Below are 13971 nucleotides of genomic sequence, written 5' to 3'. Positions count from 1 at the left end.
TCAGCCCTCCTGATTTTTGCTGGCCGGGGTTTTACACAGGCGGTCGAGAATAATAGCGACCAGTACAATCGCCAGACCTGCTTCAAAGCCCTGCGAAATGTTCACGGTATTCAGTGCGCGGATCACGGGTTTACCCAGACCATCGGCACCCACCAGCGCGGCAATCACCACCATAGACAGAGACAGCATGATACATTGGGTTATACCCGCCATGATGTTTGGCATTGCCGCCGGCAGTTCTACTTTGAACAGCAGCTTGGAACGTGTCGCACCGAAGGCCTGACCTGCTTCGAGCAGTTCTTCCGGTACGCGGCTGATCCCCAGGTAGGTCAGTCGAATCGGAGCAGCAATGGCAAAAATAATGGTGGAAATTAAGCCCGGAACCACACCCAGACCGAACAGCACCAGGGTTGGGATCAAATATACAAAAGTCGGGATAGTCTGCATCAGATCAAGAATCGGCCGCATCAGGGTATACAGCCACGGCCGGTGCGCTGCCATAATGCCGATGGGCACGCCAACCAGCACTGAAATTGAAGTGGCGGTCAGCACCAGTACAAAGGTTTCCAGCATTTCCTGCCAGTAGCCCAGATTGAGGATCAACAAGAGCGCGACCACCACAAAAGCGACCAGCGAAATACTGCGGTGCAGCGCCCAGGCCAGCAGCGCGGTGATCAGAATCGGCACCGCAGGTGGCATCCACTTAAACACATCCACCAGCATCATGATCAGAGATTCCAGGCTGTAGGAGATGGCGTCGAAAAAGCCGGCCGCATTGAAAGTCAGCCAGTCGACCAGGTTTGCCATCCATTCGCCCAGTGGGATCTTATGATCGGTAATAAAATTCACATTAACTCCTTAAAAGGGGTACAACAAAAGCGGCCGCAGGCGCCAGGTTCAGCACCTGCGGCAAATTATTAAATGTTCAGGTAATTCTTCACGGCGTCAGTGCCCTTGCTGCCGTCGAGAGCAGTCACGTCTTTCAGCCATTTATCCAGCACGGCCGGGTTGTCTTTCAGCCAGGCTTTCGCCGCTGCTGCCGGTTTTTTCTGATCGTTGAGAATGTCACCCATCAGGGTGTTTTCCATCTCCAGGCTGAATGTCAGGTTTTGCAGCAGCTGGCCAACGTTCGGACAGGTTTGCAGGTAATCTTTGCGAACATTGGTAAACACGCTGGCGCCGCCGTAGTTAGGGCCGAAGAAGTCATCACCGCCGTCCAGGTATTTCAGCTCGAAATTATTGTTCATCGGGTGCGGCGCCCAGCCCAGGAAAACCACCCACTGGTCACGGTTCACGGCCCGTTTCACCTGAGAAACCATGCCTGCTTCGCTGGATTCCACCAGACGGAAGTCTTCCAGTCCGAAGGCGTTCTGGTCGATCATGTCCTGAATCAGACGGTTGCCGTCGTTACCCGGTTCAATGCCGTAGATCCGGCCGCGGAATTTGTCTTCGAACTTCGCCAGATCGGCAAAGTTGTGCACGCCGGCATCGTAAACGTATTTCGGTACGGCCAGGGTGTATTTAGCGCCTTCGAGATTGGCGCGCACAGTTTCAACGGTGCCGTTGTCGCGGTATTTGGCAATGTCGCCTTCCATGGTCGGCATCCAGTTGCCAAGGAAGATATCTATGTCACCATTGGCCATGGAAGAATAGGTGACAGGCACAGACAACAGCTGTGTTTTGGTGCTGTAACCCAAACCTTTCAGCACTTCGCTGGTCACGGCTGTAGTGGCAGTGATGTCGGTCCAGCCCACATCAGAGAAGCGAACCGTGTCGCACTGCGCAGCCATTACAGGCTGGGTGCCGGCAGCAAAAAGTGTCGCAAATGCAGTGTACTTGATGGTTTTCTTGATTGTCGTCATGACGTGTCCTTTATCCATATCGTTGCTGTTATTTAGCCTCGTGTTCGGCTGAGGCGTGAGTACAGGCCCGCCTGCTGACTGAAAACAGGCATGCAGTGGCCCTGTGGTGGTGAATATCACCACCACTAAAAGGTGCTGTTGTTCATTGTTGAGCGTTAGTTCGCGTCAGCAGCTTCAGGTTCTTTGCTGCGTTGCTGCTCCTGCCAGTTGTCCGCAATCCAGACCGGCACATGCGCCGCGGGCAGGGCAGGTTTGCCCAGAATCTTATCGGCGGCTTTTTCTGCCACCATGATGGTTGGCGCGTTGAGGTTGCCGTTGGGAATAGTCGGGAAGACAGAGGAGTCGACCACTCGCAAACTGTCGATGCCACGCACCTGGCAGTCACTGTTCAGTACCGCCATGGCATCCTTGTCGCTGCCCATTTTGCAGGTGCAGGACGGGTGATAAGCACTCTCGACGTTTTCACGCACCCAGGCATCAATGGCTTCATCACTCTGGATATTTTCGCCCGGCTGGATCTCCTGTCCTCGGTACGCCGACATTGCCGGCTGGGTCAGTATCTCTCGGGTCAGGCGGATGGTATCGCGCCAGTCCTGCTTGTCCTGCTCGGTGCTGATGTAGTTGAACTCAATACCCGGCTTGGCTTTCGGATCAGCCGATGTCACCCAGATCCGGCCGCGGCTCTCTGGCTTGTTCGGGCCGACATGGACCTGAAAACCGTGACCGTCGAAAGCGGCCTGACCGTCGTAACGCATCGCGGCGGGCAGGAAGTGGTACTGCACATTGGGCCATTTCAGACCGGCACGCGAACGAATGAAGGCGCAGGACTCAAAGTGGTTGGTGGCACCCAGTCCGTCTTTGAACAGGATCCAGCGGGTGCCGATCATGCCTTTGCTGATCAGGCCTAGCTTGCTGTTCAGGGTCACCGGCTCTTTACATGCGTACTGGAAATAGACTTCCAGGTGATCCTGCAGGTTTTCACCCACGCCCGGCAGGTCGTGTTTCACCTCAATACCTGCCTCTTCCAGCACGGTTTTCGGGCCAATGCCCGACAGCTGCAGCAATTGCGGTGAGCCGACCGAACCGGCTGACAGAATCACTTCTTTTCTCGCGGTCGCCGTTTGCACCTTACCGCCGCGTTCAAACTCAATACCGGTGGCTGTTTTGCCTTCCAGCAGGACTTTGCGGCTCAGTACACCGGTCAGTAGTGTCAGGTTAGTGCGCTTCATTGCCCGGCGCAGGTAAGCGTTCGAGGTAGAGGCCCGCACCCCCTGATCCACCGTCATGTGCATAGGGCCGAAACCTTCCTGCTGATAACCGTTGTAATCGTCTGTTGCCGGATAACCGGCCTGCTGACCGGCATCAATAAAGGCCTGATACAGCGGATTGAGCGCCATATCATTACCGTTACAGGTGGCGACCGGGCCGTCTCCGCCGCGGTAGGCATCTTCACCGTCTTTCCATTTTTCAGCCCGGCGGAAGTAGGGCAGACACTCACGGTAGCTCCAGCCAGTCGCGCCGTGCGCTTCCCATTCGTCGAAGTCGCAGGCGTGACCACGGACATACACCATACCGTTGATCGATGAGCTGCCACCCAGCACTTTACCGCGCGGGCAGTGCAGCTGGCGGCCATCCAGGCCAAACTCCGGCTGAGTCTCGAACTGCCAGGCGTATTTATCGCTGTTCATCGGGTACGACAGCGCCGTTGGCATCTGAATAAAAATACTTTTGTCGCTGCCACCGGCTTCCAGCAGCAGCACCTGATGCTCGCCGCTTTCGGTCAGGCGGTCGGCCAGCACACAACCTGCTGAACCGGCACCGACAATGATGTAATCAAATTCTTGCTTCATGGCGTCCCCTTTTCGTCTGTTCTCTTTGGCCTGGCGTGTTTTTTCCACATACGTGGTTACTGGTAAGGGCATTCAAGATCACCCAGTTCAATCAGCACACTCTTGGTCTGAGTGTAATGATTCAGGGTATCCGGGCCGTTTTCGCGCCCGACACCCGAGTGCTTGTAGCCGCCGACCGGCATTTCTGCCGGAGAACCGCCCCAGGTGTTGATCCAGCAGATACCGGCTTCAATGCGAGCGATCAGGCGATGAGCGCGCGACAGGTTCTGGGTAAAAATACCGGCCGCCAGGCCGTAATCTGTATCGTTGGCACGACGAATCACTTCGTCTTCATCACTGAAACGCAGCACAGACATCACAGGGCCAAAAATTTCTTCTTTGACCTGCGGCATGTCATCGGTGCAGTCGGCGAAGATGGTTGGCGCAACGAAGTTGCCTTTGTCCAGACCGTTTTCGGTCACGCGATGACCACCGGCCAGCAGACGGGCGCCGGACTGCTTGCCAGCTTCAATAAAGCCCAGCACTTTTTCCAGATGATCAGCAGAAATCAGGGCGCCAATCTGGGTATTGATATCGCTCGGGTCGCCGACTTTCAGCTTGGCGGTGCGCGCTGCCAGACGAGTCAGGAACTCGTCGTAAACCGCATCGTGAACAAATACTCGGGTGCCGTGCGTGCACACTTCGCCCTGGGTGTAGAAGTTCGCCATCATGGCGGCTGATACAGCGTTATCCAGTTGGGCATCGTCAAACACGATCAGCGGTGACTTACCGCCCAGCTCCATAGTGACGTCTTTCAGGGTACCGGCGGCATCGGCCATCACTTTCTTGCCTGTACCGCATTCACCAGTGAAGGACACTTTGGCGATTTCCGGGTGGCGTGACAGCATCTGGCCGACACGATAATCACCCTGAACCACGTTGAACACACCGTCAGGGACACCAGCCAGGGTATAGATTTCAGCCAGCTTGAGCGCGGTCAGCGGTGTTTCTTCAGACGGCTTGAAAATCATGGCATTCCCGGCAGCAAGAGCGGGAGCAGATTTCCACATCGCGATTTGGATCGGGTAGTTCCAGGCGCCGATACCAGCACAAATGCCCAGTGGTTCGCGTCGGGTATAGAAGAACTGGCCGTGACCGAGATCCTGCTGCTGACCGGACAGGCTTGCTGCCAGACCGGCGTAGTATTCGATCACATCGGCACCCGTCGCAATATCAACTTCCAGCGCTTCCTGCAGCGGTTTGCCTGTGTCCTGCACTTCCAGTGCCGCCAGTTCGTCGTTACGTTCGCGCAGCAGCGCGACCGCTTTCATCAGAATACGGCCCCGTTCGGCACCGCTCATGGCAGACCATTTGGCAAAACCGGCTTTGGCAGATTCAATCGCGCGGGCCATATCGGCTTCAGAAGCCTGGCCGATCTCAGCGATCACTTCACCGGTGGCCGGATTGCGGGTTGCAAAGTGTTCGCCGGAAGTGGCTTGAATGGCTTGGCCGTGAATGTACAGGGATGTCATGGTCATACTGCTTCTCTGCTCCTGTGTCGTGGCTGATGGGGTAGCATCAGTCCCGAAGAATGATGAATGTCTGCTTGTCGGCGCACTGTGATTAAAGATAAGGCGCCAGTTGCTTTTCGAGGTAATCGGTAATGATGGACTGCGCCTGGGTCGGGCTGATACCACCCGGGGTCAATGCCCCCCGCAACCAGATGCCGTCGATCAGTGCGGCTGTGCCCTGGGCGACAAACAAGGCTTTGTCAGCAGGCAGCACTTGCTTTAATTCATGGCGAAGGTGAGACAGCAGGCGCTTTTCGTTAACCCGCTGCAGGCGGTGAAGTTGCGGGTCGTGCATGGCCTGCGCCCAGAAGGACAGCCAGGTTTTGACGACTTTGTTGTCGACCTGATAGCTGTCGAAATTACCGGCGACAATGGCTTTGATCCGGCCCGGGACATCTTTCTTGTCAACGCTCGCCAGGTGTTCCATCACGGTATGCGAAAGCTGGCGCAGTACCGAACGCATAGTTTCTTCCAGCAGACCGTGCTTACCGCCAAAGTAGTGGTTGATGATACCCGGTGACACCCCGGCTTTTCTGCTGATCAGCGCCACACTGGCCCCTGCCAGCCCCACTTCATCTATGGCTGCCATAGTGGCTTCCACTAGCTGTGGTTTTCGGATTTCCGGCATTCCTACTTTGGGCATGATCAGTCACCAATTTTTTTAATTGAACGATTAATTAAAAATAAAATGACACATTGAATGATCTAAGTCAAAAAATGTTTAGTGTTGTAATGTTTAGTTGTGTGATTATTTTTGGTTGTATTCAGTTTATCTTGTTGTTTTTTATTGGTATTAATGAGGTTGTTCTGGTTGGTAAGAAAATATTCAGGTTAATTTGATTTGCTGTCGAATCTTTGGCGTTAACTACGATGATTTTCATGTTTTAAAGTCGTTAACATCCGGATGGTTTTGACTGCGACTGGTACTGTCTTGGACATAAATGGTTCAGTATGTCTTGCGGCTGTCCGGGTTAGGTTTGGTTAGCAGCATCCGGGCCGGCCGCTTCTGCAAATCTGTTGGAACTCCGTCTTACTATTCAGAAACCCTTCCTCTCCTTCAACTGCTACTGTTTTCATTAGGCGGGACCTACACCGCCAGACCCTCGACGAATAACAACAAATGCAGTGGTTAGGCAGAGGTGTAACCATGAAGTACTCACATGTCTTTTTGCTGGCTGTGGCATTAACAGCACTCGCGGGATGTAATGATGACGATGAACCGACAGTCGGGGATAACTCGCCACCTGTTGCGGTTCCCGGTGACTCAGGCGGCGACGGTTCGCCTGTCAACAATCCTGGTGATGGGGGCGGTGACGGCTCAGGCGATGGCCAGCCTCCCGGCGATGGTGATCCTGATCCGGAACCTGATCCGGAACCCAGGGTGGATATCGATGGACTGCCATTACCGGATACCCAAGCCAGTCCGGACTATGAAACCTATGTAGCAGGCCAACCTGGTTACTACACCAGTTTGTCCAGCACCGAATTTAACAACATTCGCTTTACCAGCGTGGCGACGGAAGACAATACACCCAATGATAACGAGTTAAGCAATCCGGTAGCGAAACTGGGCCGGATTCTGTTCTATGATGTCCGCTTATCGGCCAATAGCACAGTGTCCTGTGCCTCCTGCCATCAACAGGAGCATGGCTTCACCGACCCGGCGCAACTGAGCACAGGGTTTGAAGGAGGACACACAGGCCGCCACTCTATGGGGCTGACCAATTCCCGCTATTACGATCCCGGCCGTTTCTTCTGGGATGAACGGGCCGCAACATTGGAAGTTCAGGCGCTGATGCCAATCCAGGATCCGGTAGAGATGGGCATGAACCTGTTCGATCTCGAAACCAAGCTGGGGCAGACCAGTTTTTATGGCCAGTTGTTTACCGAGGCTTTCGGTGATGAAGCCATCACCAGCCAGCGGATAGCCTTTGCAATGTCCCAGTTTATGCGGGCCATGGTGAGTTATGAGTCCAGGTTCGATCAGGCGGTTCAGGCAGAACTGAACAATGATCCGACACCTGTGCTAACCGAGCAGGAACTCAGAGGACTGGATTTGTTTGATTCTCTGAACTGCATTGATTGCCACACCACCACCGCCTTTGTGCTGGACAGAAATCACAACAATGGCTCAGTCAGCAATAATGACCCGGATCAGGGTGTGGGCGGCAATCTGGCCGGATTCTTCAAAACGGGATCGCTGCGCAATATTGCCGTCGGCGCCCCCTACTTCCACGACGGGCACTTGCCTGATTTGATGTCAGTGATTGAGTTCTACAACAGCGGTATCAATAACCACGCTAACCTCAGCCCCGACTTGAGAGACCGCGCCGGACGGCCCGTCAGAATGGGATTAACCCAGGCGGACAAAGAAGCGCTGGTGGCTTTCCTCGAAACCCTGACCGATGACAGCTTCCTGAGTAATCCTATATTCAGTGATCCTTTCCCGCCAGAGGAAGCAGGGACGGGCGCAGAGAGTGAAACTCCCTGATACGTACCGGTTGAGGATGCATAAAAAAACCAGCCCTGGGGCTGGTTTTGTTTGTTTCAGGCTGGCAGCAGGTTATTTTGCCATTTCCGCTTCGGGCTGGCTTTCTTCCAGATCACAGGCGATAAAGCCGCCGGTCTGGTGTGCCCACAAATGGGCATAGATGCCGTTCTTGCTCAGCAGTTCCTGATGGCTGCCTTGCTCAACAATCTGGCCCTGGTCGATGACGATCAGGCGATCCATGGCCGCAATGGTTGATAAACGGTGCGCAATGGCGATAACCGTTTTGCCTTGCATCAGTTGGTACAGGCTTTCCTGAATTGCCGCTTCAACTTCTGAGTCCAGCGCTGAGGTCGCTTCGTCCATCACCAGAATCGGTGCGTCTTTCAGCAGCACGCGAGAAATGGCTATACGCTGGCGCTGACCGCCGGACAGTTTCACACCGCGCTCACCGACCTGTGCATCGTAGCCGGCATTGCCGTGCGGATCGGTCAGTGTTTCAACGAATTCATGGGCGTGCGCCTGACGGGTAGCTGCCAGCAGCTCTTCTTCTGTTGCATCGGGTCTGCCGTAAAGAATGTTTTCACGGATAGAGCGATGCAGCAGAGAAGTATCCTGGGTGATCATCCCGATATTGCCGCGCAGTGAATCTTGCGTGACATCGGCGATGTTCTGGCCGTCAATGCGGATGGCACCGGATTCCAGGTCGTGAAAACGCATCAGCAGGTTGACCAGCGTTGATTTACCGGCGCCAGAGCGGCCGACCACACCCACTTTCTCACCGGGCTTGATATGCAGATTCAGCTGCTCGATAACGCCTTTGTCTTTCTCGCCATAGTGGAAGCTGATGTTATCGAATTCAATGCCGCCCTGAGTCACATCAAGTGGCTGCGCATCGGCCTTGTCTTCAATCGATACCGGCTTAGACAGGGTTTTCATGCCATCGACGACTGTACCAATGTTTTCAAACAGCGCACCGATTTCCCACATGATCCATTTAGACATGCCCTGCACCCGCAGCGCAATACTGATAGCCACGGCAATAACACCCACAGTCACGGCACTGTTCATCCACAGCCCAATCGAGACAGCAGCTATCACGAACAGCAGCAGGTAGTTAATGGCATCGACACTCAAAATGAATTTGGTTGCCAGGCGCATCTGGCGGTATACCGTATCCAGAAAACCCTGCATGCTTTCTTCGGCATATTCGGTTTCACGGTTGGTGTGCGAGAACAGTTTCACCGTGGTGATATTGGTATAGCTGTCGACAATACGGCCGGTCATCATAGAACGGGCGTCGGCCTGCTCGGTGGCGATTTTTTTCATTTTCGGTACGAAGTAGAACTGAATACCGACATAGGCCATCAGCCATACCAGAATAGGCAACATCAAAATGATATCGGCATTTCCCATCATGACAATCATGGCGGTGAAATACACGCTGATGTAAACCAGCACATCCACCATTTTCATCACGGTTTCCCTGACGGCCAGCGACGTCTGCATCACTTTGGTCGCAAGGCGTCCGGCAAAATCATCCTGATAAAACGAGACGCTCTGGCGCAGCAGATAGCGGTGTGCCAGCCAGCGGATCGACATCGGATAGTTCCCCAGCAGGGTCTGGTGCATGATCATTGAGTGAGTGAAAGCAAGGAAGGGGATCAGCACCACAATCAGCAGACCCATCATCCAGAGTTTTCCGCTCTCTTCGGCCAGAAAAGTGTCAGGTGAGTGTTGAGCCAGCAGGTCAACCAGCTGACCCATGAAGCCTAATAAAGTAACTTCAACAATGGCAATACAGGCGCTGAGAACAGACATTGCCAATAATGGCCAACCGAAACCACGTGTATAGTAGCGGCAAAATGCCAGCAGGCTGCCCGGGGGCTGCTGAGGCGTTTCGTCCGGGAAAGGCGCCGTCAGTTTCTCAAAGAATTTAAACATAAATTATTGATTCCAATTGTGCATGTGACGCAATAGGCGATAGCCTTAAAGGATGGCCGTAAGCATTACGGCTGAACACTGTTTACTTTTTGAGTGTTCTTTAATGTGTCAGAAATAACGGCAATATTTTATCAGAATCTGACCATAATGATGCATCAATTTTAGGTGTCCGGCGTGAATAGGCGAACAGAATGTCTGACAGTCAGCTTCAGTTAAAGATAAACATGCTGAGGTCCGGATTTGAACAATCCCAGGATCAAGCATTGACGGTAAGTTTGCCAGCAGGCAAACACCTTGCTCTTTCCGGCCGCTCGGGTAGCGGAAAATCAAGTCTGTTACAAGTACTGGCTGGTTTACAGCCTGCCAGTTCAGGTCATTTTCTGTGGCAGGGGCAGGCAATCAGCCCCGGCAATTTACGCTGGTGGCGGCAGCAATTCTGCTATTTACCGCAAACGCCAGTGATGGGGGGCGAAACGGTGGGGGATGTCTTACGGCTGCCATGGACACTGAAGGCGGTGAAAGGCGATATCCCCGACGATAAACGCTGTGCGGATCTGCTGTTGTCACTGGATATTGCCCATGGGCTGGACAAAGCGGTCAGTGCGTTGTCCGGGGGCGAAAAGCAACGGGTCGCTATTGCCCGGGCACTGTTGATGGACCGGCCCATCTGGCTGCTGGACGAGCCAACCTCGGCGCTGGACAGTACCAGCCGTGATAAGGTGATGGCTCAGCTGGCGTTACAGCCACTGACGTGTGTGTCTGTGTCCCATGATCCTCACTGGCTGGCATCGGCCGAGTATCAGATTGAACTGGGAGTCAGTGATGAATAATGCTGTTGCGATTTCAAACCTGTCGCTGGCCGGTTTTTATCTGTTGCTGCTGGTGCCGCTGGCGCTGTTTTACCGCTGGCAATTGGGACTGAGTCAGTCGACCGTCACTGCCGTGCTTCGCATGACCTTGCAGCTTGCTGTGGTGGGTTTGTATCTGCAAACCCTGTTTAATTTCCAGCATCTCGGTCTGAATCTGTTATGGCTGGCTATCATGGTGACAGTGGCAGGTTTCAGTATCTGCCGCCGTGCGGGGATTGCGATCGGAAAAGCCACACTGGCCGTGATCACTGGCTTGCTGGTGTGTTTGTTTGTGGTGCTGCCGCCTATGCTGTTGGGTTTGATTCATGCCGATCCCTGGTGGCAGGCGCAATACCTGATCCCGGTCGCCGGAATGATTCTGGGTAATGCTCTGACCGCCAATGTACTGGCGCTGGAGCGCTGGTATGCCAGCCTGAAAGAGAAAAATAACGAGTACCAGTTTTATCTGGCAATGGGTGCGCCGCATCCGATCCAGCCGTTTCAGCGAGAGGCGGTCAAAGCGGCGTTAATGCCGCAGTTAGCCAGTATGAGCACACTGGGAATCGTGGCCTTGCCGGGTATGATGACAGGTCAGATCCTCGGTGGCACAGAGCCTGTGCTGGCGGTGAAGTATCAGCTGGCGATCATGATCGCCATTCTTGTTGCCGTCTCTGTGAGTGTGGCGGTCACCTTAGGCATGATGAGCCGGTTTGCCTTCAACCGCTATGGTCAGTTAGTGCTCTAGGATCATCGAATCAATCTGTGCTCTCAGCCATTGCACAAAACAGTCAATGGCTGCAGAGTGGCGATGGCTGATCAGGTAATAACCCGCATTGGCCTGCAGGGGGGCAAACGGTGACACCAGCCGGCCTTTGTTGACGTCATCACCTATCAATGCCTGCCGCGCCATGGCGACCCCCAGTCCGGCTTCGGCGGCTGCCATTGCCATGTCTGTCCGGTTAAAAAAGTGGCCGCGCCGGCTGTCGGCCTGTATGTGCATGCTGTTAAACCAGTAGCGCCACTCGGTATCCCGCTCCGCCTGACGCCACGGCATCGCATCATGCAGTAACGTCACCTGGTGCCAGGCTTGCGGATGCAACCAGTCGAACTTTGCCTGATAGTCGGGACTCATGACCGGCAGCAGGGATTCCGCCATCAACAGGCTGGTTTTGCCGTCATCTTTAATTTCGTCATCACGGCGGTAATCAATCACTAAATCGCAATCTGTGTCCCGGCTGTCGACCAGAGCGCCATCGGCGTATGTCTGGATATTGATGTCAGGGTAGTGCTGATAGAAATCATGCAATCTGGGCACCAGCCATTTGAAGGCAAAGGAAGGGGTAAGCCTGAGGCGAATTTCCCCCTCGGGTTGGCGATCAGTCTGAAGCTCTCGAATAACCTCGGCAATATCAGTCAGGCTCCGGCTGACAACCTGATGCAGCCGCTGGCCCTGTTCGGTCAGGGTGATCCCTCTGGCATGACGTTGAAACACCGGGAAGCCAAGTTGCTGCTCCAGCTGCCGTATTTGCTGGCTGACCGCACCTGTCGTGATATGTAACCGACTGGCTGCACCGGTAAAGCTGGTGGTTCTGGCGGCGACATCAAACGTGGCCAGCGCCGCCAGCAGGTTGCCTTTTATCACAGACATATTCTCTTTATCTCTTCGGGTCGCGCTGACATTGCCAGTCAGCTAGGCTTTGACTATCAGCTTATAGAAAAACTATACGCTGATGTTAATAATTATCGATTGTTAAGGCGATGTAAATCGCGCAATCTGCGCTTTTATTAAGGTATGGAGAGCGTATTGGCGTTTTCTTACCGCCACCCAGCCACAGCGAAGAGAGAAACGTATGGAAGTCATTGTATTAGGAAGCGGTGTTGTCGGGCTGACGTCAGCCTGGTATCTGGCGCAGAACGGGCATCAGGTGACGGTTATTGACCGCCAGTCCCGCAGTGCAGAAGAAACCAGTTTTGCTAATGCCGGGCAGATTTCCTACGGCTACTCTTCACCGTGGGCAGCGCCTGGCATTCCGGCGAAAGCCATTAAATGGCTGGTACAAAAACATGCGCCGCTGAAAATCAAACCGTCGTTATCGCCGGATTTGTACAGCTGGATGGGTAAGATGCTGGCCAATTGCAACTATGTCAGCTATCAGCGCAATAAAGCCCGCATGTTACGTGTTGCAAATTACAGCCGGGAAAGTTTGATTGAGCTGCGTCAGCAACATGATTTGCAGTATGAAGGCCGTCAGCAAGGCACCTTGCAGTTGTTACGTACCCAAGCTCAGCTTGATGCGGTCGGTAAAGATATTCAGGTATTGGAAGAAAGCGGTATACGCTTTGAACTGCTGAACGTGGCCGGATGTATTGCTGCAGAGCCCGCGCTGGCGAAAGTGCGTGAAAAAGTCGCGGGCGGCTTGCGATTGCCGGATGATGAGACCGGCGACTGTTATAAATTCTGCCAGCAACTGACCGCTCTGGCTGAGCAGGCCGGTGTCACTTTTGTGTTTGATACCCAAATTAAAGGACTGCGCCATGAAGCGGGGCGCATTGTGGCTGTCGATACCGATAAAGGCGAGTTCAAAGCCGATGCTTATGTGGTGGCGCTGGGCAGTTACTCAACAGCTATGCTGGGCACCTTAGGTATGCAACTGCCGGTTTACCCGGTCAAAGGGTATTCACTGACCATGCCGCTGAAAGACAGTGACGGCGCCCCTGTATCGACCGTGATTGATGAAACCTATAAAGTCGCTATGACACGGTTCGATAACCGTATCCGTGTGGCTGGTACGGCCGAGCTGGCGGGCTTTAATTTGCACCTGACCGAGCAGCGCAAAGAAACCATCGCCATGGTGGTCAATGATCTGTTTCCTGAAGGCGGCGATCTGAACCAGGCCGAGTATTGGACTGGCCTGCGTCCGATGACACCGGATGGCACCCCGGTTATAGGCAAGACGCCTTTTGATAATCTTTACACCAATACCGGGCACGGCACGCTGGGCTGGACCATGGCCTGTGGTTCGGGTCGCCTGCTGGCCGATATTGTCAGTGGCAATGACACGGATATCGACACAGACGGCTTATCGATTCACCGTTATCTGCACACTGCAGGTTAATGTTTTCACCCGGTCAGGCTGTCAGCGCCTGACCGGGGTCTTTCCTTTTCCCCTTTCTTCACTAAGCTTCATCTCTTCGCATGCTGGCCCCGTCACAGGTTCACCCCTCCATCGCCTGGCTGTCCGGCGCGTGAGTGATTCAGTGTCAGTAGCCAATTCATCCCAGTCATTGGACTGATCCTATGCTAAAGCTTTGATATGACATTGGTTGTACTGTATCTTTACGGGCTTTATCACCATGAGGCGCAGGGTATCCTGGCGTTATCTGGTTATCTGAATTAACAAACAAAGGCAGTGCGCCGCACTATCTCTG

Annotated in this window: 11 protein-coding genes; 4 read left to right on the top strand and 7 right to left on the bottom strand. The window is 53.9% G+C overall.

Annotated elements, in window-relative coordinates; all coding sequences use genetic code 11:
* The 5 genes from choW to betI form a co-directional block, all read right to left on the bottom strand.
* Positions 1–849 carry a choline ABC transporter permease subunit gene (gene choW / locus P0Y67_RS10755; protein WP_342391860.1) on the bottom strand — a complete coding sequence of 283 codons (849 nt, stop codon included), beginning with the start codon at positions 847–849 and terminating at the stop codon, positions 1–3.
* 68 nt (positions 850–917) lie between these two features.
* Positions 918–1862 carry a choline ABC transporter substrate-binding protein gene (locus tag P0Y67_RS10750; RefSeq protein WP_342391859.1) on the bottom strand — a complete coding sequence of 315 codons (945 nt, stop codon included), beginning with the start codon at positions 1860–1862 and terminating at the stop codon, positions 918–920.
* 155 nt (positions 1863–2017) lie between these two features.
* On the bottom strand, positions 2018–3712 hold the full coding sequence (gene betA / locus P0Y67_RS10745; RefSeq protein ID WP_342391858.1) for a choline dehydrogenase: 1695 nt from the start codon (positions 3710–3712) through the stop codon (positions 2018–2020).
* 56 nt (positions 3713–3768) lie between these two features.
* Positions 3769–5229, bottom strand: coding sequence for a betaine-aldehyde dehydrogenase (gene betB, locus P0Y67_RS10740; protein WP_342391857.1), 1461 nt, complete (start codon positions 5227–5229; stop codon positions 3769–3771).
* A gap of 85 nt (positions 5230–5314) precedes the next feature.
* A complete protein-coding gene (betI, locus tag P0Y67_RS10735) occupies positions 5315–5905 on the bottom strand; it encodes a transcriptional regulator BetI (protein ID WP_192017201.1) in 591 nt (196 codons plus the stop codon).
* A 504-nt stretch (positions 5906–6409) separates the two neighbouring features.
* On the opposite strand from betI, the gene P0Y67_RS10730 reads away from it, so the two are divergent.
* On the top strand, positions 6410–7753 hold the full coding sequence (locus tag P0Y67_RS10730; protein WP_342391856.1) for a cytochrome-c peroxidase: 1344 nt from the start codon (positions 6410–6412) through the stop codon (positions 7751–7753).
* A 72-nt stretch (positions 7754–7825) separates the two neighbouring features.
* On the opposite strand, the gene P0Y67_RS10725 is transcribed toward P0Y67_RS10730, so the two are convergent.
* Positions 7826–9694: an ABC transporter ATP-binding protein gene (locus P0Y67_RS10725; RefSeq protein ID WP_342391855.1), complete on the bottom strand. Its 1869-nt coding sequence runs from the start codon at positions 9692–9694 to the stop codon at positions 7826–7828.
* 263 nt (positions 9695–9957) lie between these two features.
* Between P0Y67_RS10725 and P0Y67_RS10720 the strand changes: the two genes are divergently transcribed.
* Positions 9958–10524 carry an ABC transporter ATP-binding protein gene (locus P0Y67_RS10720; protein WP_446728827.1) on the top strand — a complete coding sequence of 189 codons (567 nt, stop codon included), beginning with the start codon at positions 9958–9960 and terminating at the stop codon, positions 10522–10524.
* Positions 10517–11287, top strand: a complete 771-nt coding sequence (locus P0Y67_RS10715; RefSeq protein ID WP_342391853.1) for an ABC transporter permease — start codon at positions 10517–10519, stop codon at positions 11285–11287. The genes P0Y67_RS10720 and P0Y67_RS10715 overlap by 8 nt, the downstream gene beginning before the upstream one ends.
* Here P0Y67_RS10715 and P0Y67_RS10710 read toward each other — a convergent pair.
* Positions 11276–12184, bottom strand: coding sequence for a LysR substrate-binding domain-containing protein (locus P0Y67_RS10710; protein ID WP_342391893.1), 909 nt, complete (start codon positions 12182–12184; stop codon positions 11276–11278). The two genes, P0Y67_RS10715 and P0Y67_RS10710, sit on opposite strands and share 12 nt — an antisense overlap.
* 208 nt (positions 12185–12392) lie before the next feature.
* On the opposite strand from P0Y67_RS10710, the gene P0Y67_RS10705 reads away from it, so the two are divergent.
* Positions 12393–13658 carry a D-amino acid dehydrogenase gene (locus P0Y67_RS10705; protein ID WP_342391852.1) on the top strand — a complete coding sequence of 422 codons (1266 nt, stop codon included), beginning with the start codon at positions 12393–12395 and terminating at the stop codon, positions 13656–13658.
* Positions 13659–13971 lie beyond the last annotated feature (313 nt).

The organism is Photobacterium sp. SP02, assembly GCF_038519165.1.
Lineage (GTDB): Bacteria > Pseudomonadota > Gammaproteobacteria > Enterobacterales > Vibrionaceae > Photobacterium > Photobacterium halotolerans.
This window is presented reverse-complemented; position numbering and strand designations above follow the sequence as displayed.